Source organism: Neoakkermansia glycaniphila, from assembly GCF_900097105.1.
In the GTDB taxonomy this organism is placed as follows: Bacteria; Verrucomicrobiota; Verrucomicrobiia; order Verrucomicrobiales; family Akkermansiaceae; genus Akkermansia; species Akkermansia glycaniphila.
In genome coordinates this window covers 2,569,025-2,590,080 of record NZ_LT629973.1, presented here as the reverse complement: position 1 = coordinate 2,590,080, position 21,056 = coordinate 2,569,025, and the positions used below count along the sequence as shown (strand labels likewise).

At 60.0% G+C, this 21,056-nt stretch carries 19 protein-coding genes and 1 tRNA gene; 14 read left to right on the top strand and 6 right to left on the bottom strand.

Going from position 1 to position 21,056, the window contains the following annotated elements; all coding sequences use genetic code 11:
• Positions 1–18: 18 nt before the first annotated feature.
• Positions 19–444, bottom strand: coding sequence for a helix-turn-helix domain-containing protein (locus PYTT_RS10900; protein ID WP_067776655.1), 426 nt, complete (start codon positions 442–444; stop codon positions 19–21).
• A 236-nt stretch (positions 445–680) separates the two neighbouring features.
• Entirely contained in the window at positions 681–1,271 is a 591-nt protein-coding gene (locus PYTT_RS10895) for a hypothetical protein (RefSeq protein WP_067776652.1), read from the bottom strand.
• Between the two features lie 276 nt (positions 1,272–1,547).
• Between PYTT_RS10895 and PYTT_RS10890 the strand changes: the two genes are divergently transcribed.
• From PYTT_RS10890 to PYTT_RS10830, 13 genes are all read left to right on the top strand, one after another.
• Positions 1,548–3,647: a hypothetical protein gene (locus tag PYTT_RS10890; protein ID WP_071133474.1), complete on the top strand. Its 2,100-nt coding sequence runs from the start codon at positions 1,548–1,550 to the stop codon at positions 3,645–3,647.
• 46 nt (positions 3,648–3,693) lie between these two features.
• Positions 3,694–4,467 (top strand): hypothetical protein, encoded by a 774-nt coding sequence (locus PYTT_RS10885; RefSeq protein ID WP_071133473.1) that lies wholly within the window; start codon positions 3,694–3,696, stop codon positions 4,465–4,467.
• Between the two features lie 30 nt (positions 4,468–4,497).
• On the top strand, positions 4,498–5,331 hold the full coding sequence (locus PYTT_RS10880; protein ID WP_067771972.1) for a hypothetical protein: 834 nt from the start codon (positions 4,498–4,500) through the stop codon (positions 5,329–5,331).
• An 83-nt stretch (positions 5,332–5,414) separates the two neighbouring features.
• Positions 5,415–6,143 (top strand): phage upper tail fiber protein, encoded by a 729-nt coding sequence (locus PYTT_RS10875; RefSeq protein ID WP_067771969.1) that lies wholly within the window; start codon positions 5,415–5,417, stop codon positions 6,141–6,143.
• A gap of 2 nt (positions 6,144–6,145) precedes the next feature.
• Positions 6,146–6,907 carry a hypothetical protein gene (locus tag PYTT_RS10870; RefSeq protein WP_067771966.1) on the top strand — a complete coding sequence of 254 codons (762 nt, stop codon included), beginning with the start codon at positions 6,146–6,148 and terminating at the stop codon, positions 6,905–6,907.
• A 42-nt stretch (positions 6,908–6,949) separates the two neighbouring features.
• Positions 6,950–7,528: a hypothetical protein gene (locus tag PYTT_RS10865; RefSeq protein ID WP_141675656.1), complete on the top strand. Its 579-nt coding sequence runs from the start codon at positions 6,950–6,952 to the stop codon at positions 7,526–7,528.
• A 66-nt stretch (positions 7,529–7,594) separates the two neighbouring features.
• Positions 7,595–8,047 (top strand): hypothetical protein, encoded by a 453-nt coding sequence (locus tag PYTT_RS10860; protein ID WP_067771960.1) that lies wholly within the window; start codon positions 7,595–7,597, stop codon positions 8,045–8,047.
• Between the two features lie 58 nt (positions 8,048–8,105).
• Positions 8,106–8,336 (top strand): hypothetical protein, encoded by a 231-nt coding sequence (locus PYTT_RS10855; protein WP_067771957.1) that lies wholly within the window; start codon positions 8,106–8,108, stop codon positions 8,334–8,336.
• Positions 8,333–8,920 carry a putative peptidoglycan-binding domain-containing protein gene (locus PYTT_RS10850; protein WP_067771953.1) on the top strand — a complete coding sequence of 196 codons (588 nt, stop codon included), beginning with the start codon at positions 8,333–8,335 and terminating at the stop codon, positions 8,918–8,920. Before PYTT_RS10855 ends, PYTT_RS10850 begins: the two co-directional genes overlap by 4 nt.
• Positions 8,921–9,018: 98 nt before the next feature.
• Positions 9,019–9,312 (top strand): hypothetical protein, encoded by a 294-nt coding sequence (locus PYTT_RS10845; RefSeq protein ID WP_067771950.1) that lies wholly within the window; start codon positions 9,019–9,021, stop codon positions 9,310–9,312.
• Positions 9,313–9,417: 105 nt separating this feature from the next.
• Positions 9,418–11,103: a portal protein gene (locus PYTT_RS10840; RefSeq protein ID WP_067771947.1), complete on the top strand. Its 1,686-nt coding sequence runs from the start codon at positions 9,418–9,420 to the stop codon at positions 11,101–11,103.
• Positions 11,104–11,127: 24 nt separating this feature from the next.
• A complete protein-coding gene (locus tag PYTT_RS10835) occupies positions 11,128–11,424 on the top strand; it encodes a hypothetical protein (protein WP_067771944.1) in 297 nt (98 codons plus the stop codon).
• A gap of 4 nt (positions 11,425–11,428) precedes the next feature.
• Positions 11,429–12,220, top strand: a complete 792-nt coding sequence (locus PYTT_RS10830; RefSeq protein ID WP_071133471.1) for a hypothetical protein — start codon at positions 11,429–11,431, stop codon at positions 12,218–12,220.
• Between the two features lie 269 nt (positions 12,221–12,489).
• Here the strand turns inward: PYTT_RS10830 and PYTT_RS10825 are convergent.
• The 4 genes from PYTT_RS10825 to PYTT_RS10810 form a co-directional block, all read right to left on the bottom strand.
• Positions 12,490–12,565 (bottom strand) — tRNA-Ala (locus tag PYTT_RS10825).
• Positions 12,566–12,655: 90 nt separating this feature from the next.
• Positions 12,656–13,360 carry a hypothetical protein gene (locus PYTT_RS10820; RefSeq protein ID WP_067771938.1) on the bottom strand — a complete coding sequence of 235 codons (705 nt, stop codon included), beginning with the start codon at positions 13,358–13,360 and terminating at the stop codon, positions 12,656–12,658.
• 91 nt (positions 13,361–13,451) lie between these two features.
• Entirely contained in the window at positions 13,452–16,601 is a 3,150-nt protein-coding gene (locus tag PYTT_RS10815; protein ID WP_067771935.1) for a UvrD-helicase domain-containing protein, read from the bottom strand.
• A 6-nt stretch (positions 16,602–16,607) separates the two neighbouring features.
• Positions 16,608–19,586 carry a PD-(D/E)XK nuclease family protein gene (locus PYTT_RS10810; RefSeq protein ID WP_141675655.1) on the bottom strand — a complete coding sequence of 993 codons (2,979 nt, stop codon included), beginning with the start codon at positions 19,584–19,586 and terminating at the stop codon, positions 16,608–16,610.
• A 541-nt stretch (positions 19,587–20,127) separates the two neighbouring features.
• Between PYTT_RS10810 and PYTT_RS10800 the strand changes: the two genes are divergently transcribed.
• Positions 20,128–20,991: a sialate O-acetylesterase gene (locus tag PYTT_RS10800; RefSeq protein WP_067771996.1), complete on the top strand. Its 864-nt coding sequence runs from the start codon at positions 20,128–20,130 to the stop codon at positions 20,989–20,991.
• Positions 20,992–21,056 lie beyond the last annotated feature (65 nt).

Sequence of the window (21,056 nt, the reverse complement as noted above, 5' to 3'; positions counted from 1 at the left end):
ATGTGATTGTGTTGAAGGTTATGCGGTGACTGGTTTGCCGCCGGATTTTCCGGTTTTGCCGGGCTTGCGGCGACCGGGCAGGCTGTAGTCCGTAGGGACGGGCACTTGCAGTTTCGTGCCGTCCGCCAGGACGGCCTTGAAGGGCTTGCGCAGGATGGCGCAGTACATGCGAATGACGGGGAGCTGGAGTTTGTCGTCCGTTGCGCTTTCGATGCCGGAGATGCGGGGCTGGGTGAAGCCGCAGTTGCGGGCCATTTCCGTCTGGGAGAGTCCGGCCTGGACTCTCATGCGGGCCAATGTGCGGGAGACGATGGTGTTGCTGCGGAGTTCTTCCATGATGGCCCGGACTTCGGGCGTCAGGAGCGGGTCTATGGCTTCTTCGATGGTTCGGAAGCTTTTGTTCCGGGTCAGGTCGATGGGCAGGTATTCTTTTTCTTCTTCCATAAAATTTCAGGGGTTTAGAATTGTGAGATGTATTGTTTGCAGTATGAGTTGTCCCTGGGCTGGCTCTGTTTGTCTCCCGCACAGATGAGGTGCAGTTTCCGCCCCAAAACATAGGCGTAGACATACAGCCTTGTTTGTGCGGCAGAGGAGAGCGGCTGTTGCGTGATGGTATTTTTTATCGGCATTATTGGGTGTTACGTTCTTATCAAAAAGCAGAGGCAGATTAAATTTAAACATCAGCAATTTGACTCTTTTTCCATATGAGCGTCTAAGTCATTCACAAAAAAGCGCAACATATCACCTCTTTCCAGCTTTTTATTTCTTTGCCCCAAATCTTTTCTGATTTCTAAAATGACTTCTTCTAGTTTAAACATTGATTGATTTGAATTTGTGTGAGTTTCTTTTATAAATTCATGCCATTTCTTAATGACTGCATCCGATCCCCATATTGATATCTTTTTTGACATTTCACGCATGTCATTAATCATCTCTTCATCATCTACTTGCTTCTCATTTACATACAAAGGAAGCTTATAGATCATTTGAATAATATCAGTATAGGGTATTTCTTTTTTTTCATAAAGATATCGCTTAGTTACTTGTCTCGACTCAAAAATTTTTGAAATCACTATGCCCACAATGGAAAGAGCACCAGTAATCAGGGCAACAATCACTACAGCATTTAATGTGGGTAATGTTTCAATAGTGAAAAAGATAAATTTGTAAATGGCATATACTATTCCAATGAACATGCCTATTACGATGATAAATCCTATAATTTTAGAAATGCCGCTTATTGCCTTAGTCTCGTTATTACTTTTTATCATAGTATTCAAATGCTGTTACCCAGAGTATAAGTCAAGAATGGGAATTTCAATCTCATAATGTTGTTGTCAGAAAAAATTGTCCCATTGGAAGGTAAAACCAGCATTTAAATTACCGTTTCGTAGATACAAAAATGATTTTTTGTTACCATGGAAAGGCTACTAGTTTATCACCCGTTCATGTGCGAACAAAAATTTTCTAAAAACTCATGTTATGCACATGGGAACTCACTCCGTGAGCGTTCATGTGTCCGTGGGGGATGGGGGTAGAATGCGCGCATGATCGATTTCCTCGGAGTGACGGAGAATTTTACGGCGTTGGAGCATCTGCCCTGGAGTATGCGGTGGAGGTTCAGCGACGCGTGGTCGGATGAGGCCGTTTCGGTGGACGGGGTGACGTTTGCCGGGTGCGTGTTCGTCGGCGCGGAGCGGGAGGCGGTGGAGATGGATATTGCGAAGGGGGAGCGGGAGCATGAGGTCGTGGTGGGCTGTACGGGGCTGCCGGAGGGGCGGTGGCCGTATGAGATTTTCTGTACGGGGGATGACGGGGTGCGGCTCCGGATGGTTTCCGGCCATATCGGGGTGATCGGCGCGCTTGAGGGCCGGGCGATGCTGGAGGAGATGGGGCCGTATGTGGAGAGGACGCTGGCGGTGCGGCTGCCGGGTGACAAGGCGCGGTTTCTGCGGCTGGAGTGGATGGCATCCACTCTGGCGCAGGGGGCGGCGGCTTCCGCCTGGGAGGCCTGCAAAAAGACGGAGGAGACGGCGGTGAAGATCGAACAGGCGGAGGGGAAGCTCGACGAGCTGACGGAGCGGGCGGATCACGCGATGGAGGAGCTGGGCAAGGTGGACGGGCTGATGGAGGAGTTGCACGGCGAGGTGGACCGGGCGGAAGGGGCGGCACAGAAGGCGGAGGATCTTCTCCACAGCGGGATTTTGCAGGGGCCGAAGGGAGATACGCCCGCCATCGGGGCGAACGGGCGCTGGTGGATTTCCGGCGTGGATACGGGGGTGACGGCGGAGGGCAAGGACGGGGTGACGCCGCATATCGGCGTGAACGGCCACTGGTGGATTGGAGAACTGGATACGCAGGTGCAGGCGGAGGGGACGGACGGGATGGATGCGGATGCGATCCGCCGCTTGTACGCCTACAGTACGGAGGAGCTGCCGGAGGTGGGGGACAGGAGGACTTTTTATTATATTCCGCATCCGGACGGCGGGTTCGAGGTGTATGCGTGGGTGGAGTATCCGGACGGGGAGGCGGCGTGGTCGCCCATCAGCGAATCCACGCTCCAGCAGGCGCGGGTGGATGCGCACGGGACGGTGCGGCTGAGTACGGGGAGTGTGCTGACGGAGGGCGGGATCGTGGGGGTGAACGAGCTGGGGCAGATGCTGGTGCGCCCGGCGTCGAGCGCGTGGCCGGGGGCGGTGAAGCTGGCGACGGCGGATGTGCTGGCGGGGGATTGCGGGCTGGTGGGGCAGAACGCTTCCGGGCAGGCTGTGGTGCAGGAGGCGGCGTGGAACCGGGCGGGCGTCATCAAGATGGAGAACGGCAGGAATACGGAGGCGGGGGCGAAGGTGCAGTCGAATGCCGATGGACTGGCGATTGTGCCGGTTGCGGGGAACCGGAGCTACGGCGTGGTGGCGACGGGGACGGCGTATCCGGTGACGCCGCACGAGCGGCCCTATGTGGTGTCGCTGCCGATTGCCTCCGACGATACGAGGCTGAATGCCGCCGCGCTGTACGGGACGCTGACGATCAATCTGCACCGGAGGGGGTTCCTGCGCTATACGGCGGGGGCGAATGCGGAGAACGGTCTCGATTACGCGACGGGGCGGTATTTGAGTTTCGATTACGGGACGGGGCTGGAGGCGGAGGAGTATACGTCGTCCATCGAGGGGATGACGGATTCGCGCTGCCGCCTGGCGGTGCGGCGGTATGGGGAGATCGTGTTTCACGATTCGTATGCGGCGGCGGACCGGGGGGGAGCTGTGAAGGTGGGCGGGACGATGAGGATTTCGCCGGAGGGAGCGCTGGATGTGCGGACGGCAACTTCCGCCGTGACGGGCGGGGTGAAGGTGGGGGATTCGCTCGTGATGAGTGATACGGGGGTTCTGAATGCACGGATTGACGACAGGGTGAATGAGGGCAGCGAGCGTCCGGCATCGTCGAAGGCGATGGCGGCGTGGCTGAAGGGGAAGAATTATGTGTCGGAGTCCACGCTGAACGGGCGGGGGTATGTGTCGGAGGGGCGGCTGGGGGAGGTGATGGGCGGGTTTCAGCCGAGGATGGGGGTGAAGGATATTGTCGCTGTGTCGCAGGAGCAGTTCGAGGCGATCGGCAGGAAGGATGCGGAGACGTTTTATCTGATTTATTGAGCCTTGGGATGAACTTTTTGATGAACCTTTTGCCTTTTGTTGTTGGATGAAGATTTCTTTCGGAGCGGCTGTGAACAGGTATGTGTACGACGCCCGGCTGGGCGAGCGCCGGGTGCAGGCGGTTTATTACGGGACACGGAAGGTGTACCCGGATGCGGCGGCCCGCGTGCGGATGATCCGGCTGGATATGGGGGGATGGGCCGGGACGCCGGAGGGGAACTGCTGGGCGCGTGCGCTGGAGGCGGTGTCCATCGCGGCGGATGGGTCGCGCCACATTCGCCTGACGGCGGGGAGGACGTACAGCGTGCAGTCGGCGTACGGGAGTTATCCCGCCGCTGCGTGGCTGGGGGACGGGAGGTTCGAGTTCGCCCATGGGGAGGGGCCGCTGGCGCAGGGGCTGCGGCTGGGGGATACGGCGACGCTGCGGCTACTGGTCCCTGCCCTGACGACGGCGGCCATCGGCGGGACGGAGGGGGACAATGGGGAGGTGGCTGCCGTGTATGCCGCCTGCCTGCCGGAGACGGAGGTGCGGGGGTATTTTACGAAGGGGCAGAAAAAGGTGTCCACAGGAGTGCGGGTGCGGCTGGAGAGTCTGCCCTCGGGGGCGGTGCTGATGGACCGCCACCAGCAGCAGAACGGCCACTGCCGGGGGAGCTATGACTGGAATTACGGCTGGGCGGGCCCGGTGTGGGGGGATACGCAGGTGCGCCTGACGGTGTGGCCGCACCAGGCGCGCGGGCCGTGGGGCGGGTATTTGATTTCTCCGGCGATCAGCCGGACGCTGTCGGCGCGCATCATCCAGATGCAGACGGAGGCATGAAGATGGGTTTGAACAAGTTTTAATGATTTTATGATGACGATTGATACGACTCCCGGCGAAACGTACGCGATTACGACTTCCGAGCCTGTGAGGGTTTCCGCCCTGCGGGAGGATGGAAGCGAGGTGCTGCTCTGCTCGATGACGGAGCCGGGGCAGTATCTGGTGGTGGCTCCGACCGGAGCGTTGCGCGTGTCCGGATCTTCCGCTCTCGTGACGCGGTCTTTTAGGTCAGCCCCTGCCGGTGCGCTCTGCCGCGCGGCGTCCGGCGGGGGCGTAATCGGGATAGAGTCCGCCGTGCTGCCTTTTGCGCCGGGGGACGGGACGGATAATCTGAATGCCGGCGGGTTCGCGTTCGAGGCGGAGGTGTCCGGCGAGTTGCGGCGGGTGGCCCTGAAGGGGCGGTCGGGGTACGAGTTTCACAAAAATCCGGTGTGGCTGAAGGTGTGGCGGCGGATGGAGGGCGGGCCGGTGTGGCTGGGGCTGTCGCGGGAGGGTGTGGTGCAGGTGAACGACAGGGTGAATGTGTGGACGTTTGACGAGGGGCTGCGCCTTGCTGCGGGGGATGTGGTGGTGGTGTCTTCCCACCGGGAGGAGGCGAAGGAGAGCCGGGAATACGGCGTGGACGGGACGGAGGGAAAGCTGCTGTGCCGGGTCGAGGCGATTGCCCACCGGGAGGGGATCGGCTGTCTGGACGATGCGGGCGCGCCCGGATGGGATTATCTGCCGGAGGGGGATATGACGCTCGCCCGGCCCGCCGATCTGGCGGATTACGCGCAGGTGGCGTTGCGGGAGGAGGGGGCCTTCGATCCGCTGCATACGCGCGCTCAGACTCTCTACGTCCTGCAAGTCTCTACCACCTCCTGAACAATCTTTCTCTTCTTCAGGGCAACGCCCGCAAACATCAATAATCGTACCTTGTACCTCATAAATCGTACCTCAAAAATATCATGGCAACCAAAACGACAAAATTGTATCTCGGCTCCGTGCTGCTCGTCGATCTGACGACGTTTGCGCTGGCGGGGGATTTGACGACGCATTCCGGCAATTCGACGGCGCATGTGACGGCGGCGGAGCGTGCCGCGTGGAATGCGAAGGCGGACGCCGCCACGCTGACGGCGCACACGGGGAATGCCGCTCTGCATGTGACGGCAGCGGAGAGGACGGCGTGGAATGCGAAGCTGGACGGTTCCGCTCTCTCTGCCTATGCGACGCAGGCGTGGACGACGACGCAGCTTGCGGCGTATGCGTCGCAGGCGTGGGTGGATGCGCAGATTGCGGCGAAGCACCATATCCGGATTGTGCCGACGGATGCTCTGCCGCTGCAAGGGGTGGCGGATGTGATTTATCTCGTGCCGAAGGGGTGGGAGCATCCCGAGTCGGCGGATGCGTCCATCCGGGAGCAGTATGTCTGGATTGAGGAGAAGTGGGTGAAGGTAGGGGATACGAGCGTGTCTCTGGCGGGGTATGCGCAGGAGGAATGGGTGGCGGCGCAGTTGGCGGGGTATTACACGAAGGCGCAGGCGGATGCGGTGGCATCCACGGCGAAGGCGGGGGCCGTGGCGGAGGCGAAGGCTTATGCGGACGGGAAGTTCGCGCAGGCGAAGTCTCTCACGCAGGCGGCCTATGATGCGCTCGCCGTGAAGGATGCGGGAACCCTTTACGCGATTGTGGAGTAGCCATGCTGCGGGAACTGAAACTGGGGAATTTGTCTCTGCTGCGGGTGGCGGCTTCCGTGTCTGCGGGGGAGGCGGGGCTGGTGTCCGGCGCGCAGGTGGCGGCATATGTGGAGGGGAGGCTCGCGGAGATGGGCGGCGGGAGCGGAAGCGGCGGGAGCTGGAACGGGGGGACGGTGACGCGTCCCGTCATTTTCAACGCAGATGTGCAGATCGGTACGGGGCCTTCCGTCTGGCTGCGCTACCACAATACGAATGCGGGGGCGACGTGGCCGTATATTCCGGAGGAGGCTGTGCCGACGAGAGGCCAGATCAATGAGTTCGTGCTGGAGCGAAGCGCGAATACGGAGAACTGGCATGAATCCGCCTCCTGCCCCAATACCTGGCTCAAGCGGCCCGCGCTGCCGGGGGGATGGTACAGGGTGGAGGTGATGCTGAACTCGGCCAACGGGGATGATGCTCTGGGCATTATCAATGCCGCCGCCGTGCGGAGCCGGCAAGTGAAGTGTGTGACGGGGCTGGCGTATGGCGGCACGGACAATTCGTCCTGCCCGTATACGAGCTGGGACGGGGTGGAGTGGTACAACAATTCTTCCGAGGCGGTGTCGCGCGCGATGGCAAGCGTCGTGCGGCTGGATTTCATTTATTGCCACTACGAGGCAACGGATGTCGCCTGGCTCGGCGAGGGGTTGGTGTCCGCCTGGCCGGGATGGAACAAGGGGGTGGCGCGGTACACGGGGATTCGCCCGCCGCAAGAGCTCTCCTGAACTGTTTCCCCGGCCCATGAACCTTTCAAGCAGAACAATATCATGACTATTTCCGTACAAACTACTCCGGGTATGACTTATGCGATTACGGCGACTGCCCCCTGCTCCGTCGTCGTAATCGAGAACAATCTGCCTTTTCCGTTTCTGAATATCGAGGAGCCGGGGCAGTATATCGCCGTGGCTCCGGGGATGGAGTTGCTCCTGACGGATGACGATGCTCTGGTGACTCCGGCGTGGGGGCGAGTGATCGCCGGGGGGACGGTGCGCCGCAGGGAAGCTCCGCAGCCCGGCGTGGCCTCCGGGCTGCCTCTCGTCTCCGGCCTGCCGGAAGACGGGCTGCTGCAACACGGCCATGTCTATAATCTGAACTGGGTGCCGCCGGAGCGGGAGGTGGTTGATCTGTCGGCGTTGCGGATGGAGTTCGACGGGGTGAATGTGACTTCCTGCCAGCTTTGGTTCGCCCTGCATCCGACTCGCGGGAAAGCGCTTTTCATCAAACCCGGCGGTTTCACATGGCTTCCGAAGGAGACGGAGTTTTCCAGTCCGGGATTTTACCGTTTTTCCATCGTGTGTGAACCGCAATTTCGCCTGATCCGGCTGGAGTATTTTATCGCCATTTGACCCGTGCGGGGTTCCTTTTCCTCTCTTTTTCAACATCCTTCCAAACAATAGAAGAACACAAACAACATGAATACGAATACATGCAATCATACCGAAGAGGTCGCCATGGCGATCTACCGCCAGTACCGGACCGGACTGAACCCGAATGCGGATTTCGACTGGGGCTCGCTGCCCGATGTCGAGAAGCAGGCGTGGCTCCGGGTGGCCGGGAATATCCTGCCGACGCTGGGCCAGCACGCGCTGGCCGATCTGCTGGCCTATGCGAAGCTGAAGCTCCGGGAGGCGTCTTCCGGCTGGTGGAAGGCTCTGTGGGGGCTGGCGGTGGCCGCAGCTCTCGCCGCCGCAAGCTGGCTGGCCTCTCTGGGGCTGACCGGATGCGGGCATACGGTGGAGGCGTCCCGCGAGGCTGGCGTCATCATCTGCAAGGACGGGACGTGCCTGATTCTGAAGGACGGGCATCTCACCTACGGGCCACAACCGCAGAAAACAGGCACGGCCATCACCCCCGCCGGGAAATAGACACGCACTTTTTCCATGGAATATTACCTGTTCATTATTAACTTTTCACTTGAATATCATGTGTAAACCCTACGACTGGTTTTTGAGGCTGGTGAATACGCTGAGGGTCGTTTTTGCGACGAAGGAGGGCGTGTTCGCGCTGTTGATCGCGGTGATGCTCGCCGGGCTTTACGTGCTCTATACCGATATGCGGAGTTTCATCACGGAGCAGACGCGTACGCAGATCGAGACGGTGCGGGTGCTGACGGAGCTGAAGGCGGAAATCTCGAACCTGAAGCATGACCGATGAATGCGCTGGAACAACGCATGGCCGCCAGGATTCTGCTCTTCGAGGATGAGCGGGCGACCGGACCGGAATCGCTGAAGGTGCGCAGGCAGCCCGCTGCCGACAAGGGCGGCAGGTGGGAGGTGTGCGGGATTTGCGACGGGATTGAGCCTTCCGCCTTCCGCCGCATCAAGGCGTTGCTGGATGAGGGGAGGCGGAAGGAGGCGTGGGATGCCTGTCTGGAGTATGTGTGGACGGATACGCGGTCTGTGCGGTCGTGGATCGGCAGTGCGGCGTATCCGGCGACGGAGTTTTTCCTCCGGGATCATTGTTTCAATTCCGGGGGGACGAATACGGCCAAGGTCCTGCAACGCGCTCTGAATGACGAGGGGGCGAGTCCGGCTCTGGCGGTGGACGGTAGCGTGGGGGATGCGACGCGTTCGGCGTTGCGCCGCCGCCTGCTGCATGGTAAAGAGAGGGATTTTCTGACCTGCCTGCGGGACCGGCGCAAGGCGTTTTATCTGGCCTGCAAGCAGTTCCCGGAGTTCGGGCGCGGGTGGCTGCGCCGGACGGATGAGGCGCGGGATTTTGCGCTCACGCTTTGTTGAGGGGATGTCGTCCGGGGCGGGAGGCTGTTTTTGACTCCTTTTCCTTTTTCTCTGTTACTTGTTACCTATTAACTATTAATTATTAACTTTTCGAGATCATGGGTTCGAGTATCGGCAATGCGATCATGGATGTGGTGACGCTGGGGTCTTCCTACCAGCAGCGGAAGGCGGCGAAGGAGCAGGTGCGCGCCGCGAATGCGATGGCGGCGGCCATGGAGAAGCAGCCCGTGGTGCAGGCTTCCGCTGTGGCCGCGCAGCGGCAGGAGTCCGCCGAGCAGAGCGAGCAGAATGTGAACTCCGCCGCCCGGAGGCGGGCCTCCCTGAGCAGGACGGTGAATACGCCGGGCTCCGCTGCCGCTTCCCTGCTCGGCGGGCGGAGGACGCTGGGGTGAGGCAGCGGGACAGGAAGGGAGTTTCGTTGCCGTTTTCTTTGTGACTGTTCGTTTTTTCCTTTGAACTATTACCTGTTCACTCTTCCTTTTTAACTATTCAAGATTATGGGTTATGCACATTCAGCCGAGGATTACGCCAGCACTGCCGAGGCTCTGCTGGCGGAGATGCGCAACAATGCCGGGGACTGGGACTGGCTGCGCCGCCACATCATGCCGCGTACGCAGGCCGGGGCCAACCATGAGGAGCGGCAGGCCTCCAGCCGGAAGCGGATGCACTCGACGGCGGCGATCAAGGCCCTGCGGGTGCTGACGGGGGCGCATATCATGTATATCACGCCGACGGGGCAGCAGTGGTTTGCCATCAAGTCGGGGCTGAAGGGGAAGAAGAAGTCCGCCCGGCATGACGAGTGGTTCGCCGAGGCGACGGAGACGATTTTCGGCGAGATCGGGCGTTCCAATTTCTACACGGAGCTGCACGAGTGTTTTCTGGACAGGTGCCTGACGGGGACGGGATGCCTGTTCTGCGAGGCGACGCCTGCGGGGAAGCTGAATTTCCGGCATATTCCGACGGGGACCTACGGGATTGCCGAGGGGGCGGAGGGGCTGGTGGATACGCTGGCTCGGTCGTTCCGGCTGTCTCCGCATCAGGCGGTGCAGCAGTTCGGCTACAGGAAGCTGCCGGAGCGCATCCGGGAGGCCTGGGACGAGCCGAAGTCGCGCTATACGGCGAAGTTCGAGTTCGTGCATCTGGTGATGCCGCGCACGCGCTATGAGTTCGGGCATGATGCGCTCCAGTCGCGGAGGATGAAGTGGGCGTCCGTGTATATGGCGTGGGATGCGGAGAAGAAGGTGCTGAAGGAGGACGGGTATAATGAGTTTCCGTATCTGGTGACGCGTTTCCTGCGGAACGGCGAGGGGCCGTTCGGGTATGGGCCGGGGCTGGATGTGAAGGAGGAGATCGCGGCGACGCTGAAGCTGGAGCGCGTGATGGATGTGCTGGGCGAGGTGGCGGCGTTTCCCCGCATTTTGCAGCTTGCGGATCAGGTGGGGGAGGTCGATTTGCGGGCCGGGGGGATTACGACGGTCAAGGCGGCGGCTGCCGAGCTGAAGATGCCGCGCGAGTGGGCGTCGTCCGGCAGGTACGATGTGGGGAAGGATCGCATCGACGAGAAGGAGAGGAAGATCCGGGAGGCGTTTTTCGTGGATATGCTGATGCCGCTGGCCGAGATCGAGAGGCAGATGACGGCGACGGAGGTGAATGCCCGGCAGGGGGAGAAGATTCTGGCGTTTTCGCCTTCGTTTACGTTGTTTATTTCGGACTGCAATGTGCTGATTCACCGCATTTTTTCGGTGCTGTTCCGGCTGGGGAGGTTTGCCATGGACGAGGTGCCGGACGAGCTGAAGGTGCCGGATATGGGCGGGAGCGAGAATTTCGAGATCGAGCTGCCCGCCGTGGAGTATCTGGGGCATATTTCGCAGGCGATCGCCCGCGCGCAGCAGAGCGGCATCGAGTATTTCATGCAGGTGGCGCTCACCTATACGCAGGCGACGGGGGATACGGCGATGATCGAGTATGTGGAGCCCCGGAAGTTTGCGAAGTTTTTGTACGAGCGGACGGGCTCGCCGACAGAGTGCCGCCGGACGGAGGCCCAGCTCCGGGAGCTGGACGCGCAGAAGAAGGAGGCTGCCGACATGCAGCGGAAGCTTCAGGCGACGCAGGGGGCGCGGGATGCAGCCGCCGCGCAGAAGGATCTGGCCGCGATGCCGCCGCAGGGGCAGCTTTCTTTTTAAGACAGTTTTTGACAGACCATCCATATGAATACGATACAGGATACCGATGATCTCGAACGGGCCTACAGGCTCCGCATCGCGCAACGCCGCGAACACCTCGCCGCCCATATCGACGAGGAGACGCTGGCGTACCTGGAGGCGGAGTTCGAGACGAATCTCCCGTGCTACCAGACGCGCGATCCGGCTACCGGCCATCGCATCGCCCCCGATCCCATCGCCGCCGCGTTGCGCGACGGGCAACGGGAGGTGGTGCTCTGGCTCCGGCATGAGATCGCGCAGTACAGGAACAATAAACAACCAACGACAGAACAGGAAGAATAAGAACATGAATATCGCATTACACAATCCGTACACGCGCCTTTGCCGCGCGGAAGTAGAAGAGTTTCCCGACGAGGGGGGCAAGGATGCTGCTCCGGCAGTAACTGAAACCGGAGGGATGCCCGCAAAGGCGGCGGCTCCGGCTGGTGAATTGGCAACACCGCCCGCCGCTGTGCCGAAGGGCGAGGAGGTGGATTTTTCGCTGGCGGCGGCTGCCCCGGAAGAGGAAGGGGATGGAGATGAGGTTTCTCCTGAAGAGGAGGCTGCCGAGGAGGAGGCGCCCTATGTGCTTGAATTGCCGGAGGATTTCGAGGCGACGGAGGAGTTCAAGTCTCTTCTGACGGAACAGGCGCAGGCTTCCGGGCTGGATGGCAAGGCTGCCGGGAAGTATGTCTCCGGCGTCATCTCGGCCATGCAGGAGGCGGAGCAGCGGAATATCGCCGCTTCCACGCAGGAGCTGCGCGACGACTGGGGAAAGGATTTTCAGGTGAATATGCAGGCGGTGAAGCGGTTTTCCGGCAAGATCATGGCGAAGTCCGGTCTGACGCCGGAGGATATGGCCCCGCTGCAAAGTCCGAAGGGGTACCGCCTGCTCCACGCCCTGATGCAGGCCACCGGCGAGAAGCCGCTGGTGAGCGGGCCGAAGACGACTCCGCAGTCCAATCCGGAGAAGGCCCACCGGATGCTGACCGATCCCGCCGACCCGGATTTCGAGGCGATGCACGATACGAGCCATGCCCGGCATCGCGAGGTGAATGCCGAGTACAACCGGCTCGTCGGGCTGCCGCCTTCGGACTGACGGCGTGCTGCGGGGATGTATGCGGCCCTTTCCTGTTGTTGGCGGGAAAGGGCGTTTTCATGCCATCCCTCCCCTTTCAAAGCCTCTCAAACACCGTTTTTGCGGCTCTTCGTTTCCTCTAAACCCCGGAATCCCGGGCTGTTTGTGTCATACAAATCCATCAGAAAACGGACGTAATTCGGACAGCGTGTGTCGCATTTTGTGGTGCATAATCCGGATACCAGAACGCCGCAAGAATTGATAATCAATTACTTGCGGCGTTGGAAATCTGGTGGAGCATAGGAGGCTCGAACTCCTGACCTCTTCATTGCGAACGAAGCGCTCTACCAACTGAGCTAATGCCCCACATAAAGTGGTGAAGATTTTATACGCGCTTTACCTGCATTCGACAAGTTTTTTTTATCCCATGCCGAGGAAAAAGCCGTTTTTTCCTGTTCAGCCTCCGTACCGGTCGCCTTTGACCCATCTGCCGTTTCCTTTCGGCAGGTAGCCGTTGGAAACGGGGCCGTACTGGGTCGAATCCAGATTGCCGTTCAGCGGCAGGCCGAGGGTCTGTTTCCACCAGTAGGACATGCTCATGCCGGTGTAGCAACCGAAGCTCCAGCAGTCCGCATTCGGCGCAAAGATGTTGCGATCGATCTGTCCGAGTTCGGACTCATGAATCCACGCGGTCGAGGCTGCCTGAATGTCGTTGCCGTAGTCGAGCATGAAAGCGTAGAGGTTGGAGTGGCCGAAGTAGTAGAAAGAATCCACTTTCTCTCCGCCGCGCGGCGCGTTGTTGAGGGCTTTGATGGCGCCTTCTCCACTGCTGACCCAGACGAGTTTGACTTTGTATTTTTTCGCCAGGTCATTGATCCACTGTACATAGGGTTTACCGTCTTCCTTGCCGCGGCGTTCGTAGCCGGTGCGGTAAACGATCCATGTGATTTTCGCATCCGGATTTTTCGCCTGAATCAAGGCAATCCGGACGGTGGCCGCCCGAATGAAGTTGGCCCACCATTTGTCATGGGCGACACCTTTTTCACGCAGGTTTTCTTTTGAAGACAAGGCCGGTCCTCCGCTCATGACGACATCCACGGCGTGCGCCACAGGGGCCACGCTCAACAGGGCAAGTACGCTCAACGCACAGCTCGGTTTCATGCGCGACAGGGTACCCCGGCCTCCCTACGGTGTCAAGCGTATTCGGATGCGTTGCGCCGCGCCACGTGCCCTGCTCCGCCTTGTTTTCCGGTTACATCGGAATCAGCCGTTTCAAGTCCGTGGAGAGGAGGAATGCCGAAACGCCGCTTTCGCCGCCCGGCAGTTGCAAAGCCATGGCAACCAGTTTCCGGTACAGGCCCATTTGTTCCGCATAACGATTCCTCAATTCCTGTTCAGAAGCATTGCGGTTCGTTTTGTAGTCAATGACGGTTGCGGTTTTGTCCGGATGGATGATGAGCCTGTCGATGACGGAAGATATCCATTCTTGCCCAACGATGGCTTCCAGCCTCTGTTCCCTCAGGACAATAGCACCGGGTTCTTCGGCAAATGAGCGGGCGATTGCCGGTTCGTCCATGCATTGCAGGACGAGGCGTTCGGCGTCGGTGGCCGGGTTGGCCGCCCATTCCGGCTTTTCGACGGGGTTCCACCAGAGGATACGTTCGAAGACGGCATGCACTTCATGGCCGAATTCCAAAATGCGGCGGCGTTCTTCCGCATTCTCCGCCGTTTCGGCAGGGCGGCCGATTTCATCTTCATCCGGCCGGATGGAGGGGCTGCGGCGTTCGTAACGCCGTGGGGGCGGCGGCAACGGACGAATCGTCTCTTCCACGGGTTCCTCTTCTGGGGAAGCAAGTCCGGCATACCATGCCCGGTCTCCGGCGGTATGAATCAGTTCGACGCTTGCCCCATCGTTTTCAGGCGGCATGCCCGTCGCAGCTTCGATTCCGGCAAGGACCATTCCGCCGGATGTTCCGGAAGACGGTTTATTGGGTACGATGATGTAGTTGGCGTGGGCAGCCCGCGTCAGGGCGACATAGAGCAGGTTTCTGCCTTCCTGCCTTTGTTTTTCCGACCACTCTTCGATGTACGGCTGCAGCTGGTGATAGCGTTCGCGCACAGCCTTGGGAGGAGCGAAGAGGAAACCGTTCATACGGCCGGAAGAATCGAGCGCCTTGAAGTAATCCAGCCGCGACTGGTCGTCAAAGGCTTTCTTGTCGAGCAACGGCAGGATGACGGCATCATATTCCAAGCCCTTGGATTTGTGCACGGTCATTACATGGACAAAACTTTTCGGCGGATTGGCCGTTTGCGAGCGAGATTGCATGCGCCGTATCCAGTCTTCGAGAGAACCTCCCTGCACGTCGAAGCTTTCCGCATCGTTCATCCAAATGTCGAGGCGGTCGCGGTGGTAGGTCGACAACAATCCGGGGCCGCCGTTGGCGAGTCCGTCGCGCAGATGGCGCAGGACGGCGGCACAGCCTTCCGTTTCGGCCAGCCGGTTCCAGTAAGTCCATGCCTCGTTGCGGTTGCGTTCCCCGAAGACGGTCTTGCCGAGCGGCGAACGTGCAACGAGTGCGACCGCATATTCGTTGCCGGGGTGCCTCAGCCAGCGGAAGAGTTGCAGCAGGGTCATGCCCAGCGGGGAGTCGATGCCCACACTGGTTTCGGCAAGGGATTCCACATGAATGCCCGGCAGGTTCGAGCGTATCCAGCCGCACATGGCATCCACTTCGGACTTTTTGCGCAGCAGGATGGCACAGCTCATGCCACTCGTTTTCAAGGGCATGCTCCGCAGAATGTCTCCCACGGTTTCGCATGCCATGAGCATGGTTTCATCGGCCTTTCCTTTGGCCAGGCGGTACACTTCGAGGTAGCCCGGCCGTTCGCGCCCGCCTGCCGCAGGTTCGGCAGCCCGATGTTTCTCTGCCCCGGTGTAGCCGAAGACGGCGTTGACGAAGTCCAGCACGACGGAGGATGAGCGGTAGGAGGTCGCCATGGAGCAGGCCTGCAAGGCGTCCTGCCACGGGGATTCGGCCTGCAGGGCGCGGAACAGGCGGGGTTCGCCGCCGCGCCAGCCGTAGATGCTTTGCTTGACGTCGCCGACGACGAAGAGGCTGCGCGAGGCACTGCGGTTGTCGCCCATCGCGGCATCGGTCGCCACTTCTTCAAGAAAGGTGCGGAGGCCGTTCCATTGCACGAGGGAGGTATCCTGAAATTCGTCGAGCATCCAGTGCCGAATGCGGCCATCCATGCGGTAGGCGAGAACAGACGGCGCCCCGTTCGACCCCAGCACGTCAGGCAGCGAACGGGTAATGTCGTCGAAGTCGTACAGTCCGCGGCTGCGGACGCGTTCGCGGTACACTTCTTCGTACCGGGCGAGGATTTGCGGCAGAGCGCGTGATTTGTCCCGCACCTTCCGCATGGCTTCCCGCTCCGTCGCGGCAATCAGTTCGCGTACCACTCCCTTGAGGCGCAGGTATGCTTCGTTTTCCTCGCCGCTGTGGGGAAGCGCGCTGTCCTGCTCGATCGTTTTGATACTGCTCAGATCCCATGAGTCGCTTTGCAGTTTGCGCAGAACGGATTCATAGCCGTTCATGACATTTTTCCGGGCAATGTTCGCCTGCGGCAGCAGGGTTTCGATGAGGGCGGCCCTGTCTTTCCAATACGTATCGGGCAACGGTTCGCCGGCAGCTTCGAGAGAGATGCCGAAGGCTTCCAGATTGCCCCATGCTTCAGGATCCGGCGTTTCGAGGTAGGCGCTATGATAGGAAGCGACGACATTTTGCAGCGTCGTTTCCATGTCAGAGCGTTCGCCTTCCTGCGTCATTGCGGAGAAGCGGTCCAGAAATTCATTCATGGAGTCTTCATCCTCCTGAAAGCTCATGTACAGGAATTCGAGGGCATTCGCACGCTCCTGCTCCCGGGCGGATTCGTCCACCATGCGCACATCGCTGAGCCCCAGCTCGAAAGAAGACATGCGGACGAGGCTGGCGAAAAGGCTGTCGATGGTGCTGAGGCGCAATCTGCCCAGAGCATCGATCAAGCGCCGCAACAAACGGCGAAAGCGTTCCTGCGTCAGCGGATGGCGGCTTTCATCTGCCAGCGGACTCAGCCCCGGGAAACCGGGCTTGCCCTGCCACATGCCGAGAATACGAAGCCTCAGGGATGCCGCACCTTGCGGGGAATCCGCCCCAGCGGCGAGGTCGCGCAGGATGCGATCGGCGAATTCCCCCGCCGCCTTGCGGGTGAAGGTGATGGCGGCCATGGCTTCCGGCTGGGCTCCGAGAGCCAGCAGGGAGATGAAACGCAGGGAGAGCTGGTACGTTTTCCCTGTTCCGGCCGAAGCGGAAATCAGAGTACTGGTCACGCGGACATTGTCCGGCTGTTCATCGGCATTCATGGCAAATCAATCGGCAAGGTTCGGAAAGGCGGGTTGGGGCAAATCCAGCATCGCCCGCAGCGAGTCGGGAGCCAGAGCGTTCATGATCTCATCGTCATACGGGGAAAGCCCCAGATCTTCGGCCGAATACAGGCACCGGCCTTCGCGAATCATCAGGGCCGTTTCCCGCGTCCATTGCCGCACACTGTCCATCAGCGATTCATCGGGCACCCACGCCTCAACGGTAACGCCGCCCCGCTGGCGCGGCAGGTTGTAGTAGCAGGTCTCCGGCTGCCGCGTGCAGCCGTACCGCCCGCTTTCCATCACGGCCAGTGCATACAGGGGCAATTGCAACTCCTTCCAGCGGCACAGCTCCTCCCTGCCCTTGCGCTCGCGCGCCACAAGAGGCAGCATGGGCAAAAGATGGTGGAACCGGATGGAGGCATCCTCCTTCAGGGCTTCCAAATGCTTGTCCTCGCAGGGCATCGCCTTGCCCGTCTTGTAATCGATGATGCGGATACGCCCGTCGGCATGCCTGTCGATACGGTCGATGCGAATCTTCAGATGCACGCCCTGTTCCATCGTCCAGAGAAATTCCGCTTCCCGGCCCACATTCTCCCAGCCTTCCTGCAGATCCTTCAGGTGCCGGGCGGAGAAGCTTTCCAGACTTCTCGCCGCGAGCCGCTTTTGAATCATCAGCGGGGCAAGGGGCCGTTCACCGTACGAGGATGCGAAGCGACGGTCGAGCATCTCCAGAATACGGCGAGCCATTCCCCGCTCATCAAGACCACCTCGGAGAGCTGGAAATTCCGCCACGAAATCCTCCAGCACGCCATGCACGAGAGTACCGTATTCATTGAACTCCATGGCGCGTTTCCTGTCGGGATAATCCTTGTCCGGATCGATGCCGAAAAGCTCCCGCAACCAGAACCTGAGCGGGCAGCGCAGGAACCGCGCCAGCAGGCTCGGGGAAAAAGGCCGGGATGCATCGGCCCAGCGGCTGGATGCGGCGGCATCCAGCATGGAGATGTGTTCCATATTCCGGCCATCATCCGGCATGCGTTCCTGCCCCGCACACAGATGCCAGCCGCCGCGTTCGAACGGACGGGGGCGGGACACGGCCTCCATCGTCTCGAACAACAGGCGCACACGCGCCGGAAGTTCTTCATCCGAACAGCGAAGCAGCAGGGACGACGGCTGCACGGGATTGCGCTCCGGATCCTGCCGCGCCACGAAAAAATGCACACACCCCACCGCACGTCTCGGTTCCAGCAGAGAGGCGAGGAGGAAGGCATCCCGGGCCGTACGCAGCCGGCTGTCTTCCCAGCCGAGTACGCGGCGCAGCCTGTCCGGCAAAAAGGCATCCTCCACCTCCACATCCGGCACGCGGCCTTCATGGAACCCGGTCACCAGCACATTCCGTTCACGGCTGTATGCCAATTCCATCCAGCCGAGCGCATCAAGAGCAAACTCCTCCCGGTTCCTCTCCACGGCAGCTACGCCCCGAGACCAGCTCATCAGCACATGCAGGGCCACCCGGCTGGCTGCAAAAACACCCCGGCGCGTTTGCAGGCGGCGCAGAGTCTCCAACGCTCGGCGCAGCTTCTCCATCATGCCGTATTCCGGCAAATGGGGCAGCACCGCTCCCGACAAGGCATCCAGCAGGGACAGCATGGCGAAGGCGAACGAACCGTCACGCCCCAACCGTGCCAGCCAGTCACCCACCTTGCGGGCATAATCCGCCGCCGACAGGCAGGCCGCAAGATCGGCCTCCGCCCCCTCTCGCCCCATAGCTTCCAGCGCAACAGGCAAATCCTCCGCGTTCGCAGGAAAGCGGGTCCGGCGCACCTCATCCAGCAGACGGCACACGCCATACAGGGAGCGAACACCGAAGGCCCTTGCTACCAACGGCGAGCGCAGCAACGCTTCAAACGGCTCGCACCTCCCCCCGCCATCCAGCGCCCGATCCAGAGATTCCATCAGCAGTCCCCAGCCGGAAGCGGACAACGCCCGCCCCTCAGGCCGGTACACGGGCCACCCGGCATCGCCGAATTGCGTACACAGCGCCGCCACAAAACGATCGTCGCAGGCACCGAGGGCCACATCCTGCAATTCCGCTTCCGGCATGGCAGACATCACGCGAAGGCACCCGGCAGCCATACCCCGTTCCTCTGCCGCCACATGGATCATGCTGTCCGGTACTCCTGCATCACGCGTATTCCACCCCTCCAGCGGCACCCCGAAGGCATCGAACCAGCCGGCCAGCTCCGCCGGAGCATGCACCCAGATGTCCACACGGCATGCCCGTGCCAATTCCTGCAGGCAACGGCGCAGCACAAACGGAAGTTCCGGCACGCAAGCCACGATCAGGCGCTCGACACCCTCCCGGCGGCAGGCATTCCCGGCCATGGCAGCCCTCGCTTCGTGAGGGGGCTGCAGCTCCCAGCGGCGCAGCATGGCATCCACCCGCTCAGCCAGCTTCTCGAGATCCAGCCAACGCTCGGCTTCATCATCCACCCACATATCCAAACCGTCTTCCCCTCCGAAGGAAGCCTGCAAAGCTTCGCGCACAGCCGCACAATCGCATTCGTGATCCGCCAGCTCGCGCCGCACCTTCATCAGGCGTGCAGCCAGCCCGACCGCCCATTCCTCGCGGCCCGCTTCCGGCACGACCGGAAACAAGCGGGAAAAACTCTCCGCATCCGCATCCATCAACACGGCGGTCCATGCAGCCAGCTCAGCCACCTCGTCCGCCACACCATCCCCACCAGCTTCCACCAGCTGCCCCGGCAGCATCACCCGGGGCGACAACAAAGCTTTGGAATCCGACCTCTCTGCCAGAAGAGCACGCAACCGCCTGCCGGATTCCTTCGTCGGCACGACAACGGCACATCGACTCAATGCCAGCGCCTCCTGTCGTCCGATCTCCAGCAAACGTTCTGCCACCGCTTCCGCCGCAGGCTTCTCCCACCCCAAAAACTCCACGCCAGGCAACCTGTCCGTCATGCCCGCATGTTAACATTTGCCGGTTCGGCTGGTCGAGCAAAAACAGCTCAAGAACCAAGGAATCCCCTGTCAAAGATATGGGTTATCAATATTGGATCTGTATTTCCTCTGCTACGAATATTTCATAAAAAGAGGATTGATGGAGAAGGGAGGCTATTAACCTCCAGGGTGATCCTGACTCTTTGGAACTAGCCTCTTTCCCAACACTTCTCCATAACCCCTGTTCCTCCAGTCATCATATTGATTGTCCAATTTAATACAATTAAAACTACATTTATAATCACTTTCAACATTTCCTTAATTCCTTTCATTTTGAATAAAAAAAGGAGAGATGTGGATAAGAAGAATTCTACAGTTCCAAGAGCCAAGGTGACGATTTGAAATCAAATCTGAAAGAATTATACTCAAATTTGATGCCAATGTCAACCCATGATTGTTCAGGATAGATAAGTATACCCATAAAAAATACTACTCTGCGAAATTTTCGTCGCCCATCCACCGTATGTATCAATCGAACCCATCCGAACGGATCACGACCGCCATGAAAAAACTCCTTCACTTTCTCCTTGCCTGCACGGGCATCCTTCCCTCCTTCGCCGATGATATCGACATCGTCCTGATCGGAGGGCAATCCAATGCCACCGGGCAGGCCTACGTTCGCAACATCCCCTCGCAATTCAAAACCGATCCCGATGTGCAAATCTACTACTCGAAAGGCACCAACAAAGGACAGGGCTCCGAACAATGGAAACCGCTCTGCCCTGCCTCCGAATCCCTCGACCGCTTCGGGGTGGAACTCACGCTCGGCACGGAACTGCACAAACTCCTTCCGAACAGGAAAATAGCCCTCATCAAACACGCCCTTTCCGGCTCCAACCTCTACCAGCAATGGAACCCGGGCAACAGGCCGGGCCAGCAGCGCGGAGCCGAATACGCCAAATTCATGGAAACCGTCAACAAAGGCATGGCGGAACTCCGCAAGCAAGGCCACACCCCCACCATCCGCGCCATGGTCTGGCAGCAGGGAGAAGCCGACGCCCACAAACGCTCCGGCATGGAGAATTCGAACGCGTACAGCGCCAATCTGGCAAACTTCATCGCGCAGGTTCGCAAAGACACGGGCGCTCCGGACATGTTCTTCGTGTACGGCACCGTCTTGCCCAAAAACCTGCCCAACTATCCCGGCCGCGATGTCGTTCGCGAGGCGCAGCGCCACCTCTCGCAGGATGCCGGCACACCGTTCTCCATTCCCGGGGCCTTCGTCGTCGATGCAGACAACCTTCAAATGCGTGCGGAAGACTTCCGCTCCCCCCTGCCGGACGATTACCTGCACCTCGGTACCTTCGGCATCATGAACCTCGGAGAGCGTATGGCACGCACCATCAAAAAACACTGGAAACAGTAACTCCCGGTTCGCTACATCTTCGCCTCGATGAGGCGGCAACGCTACCATGCACAGACGGTTCCCGC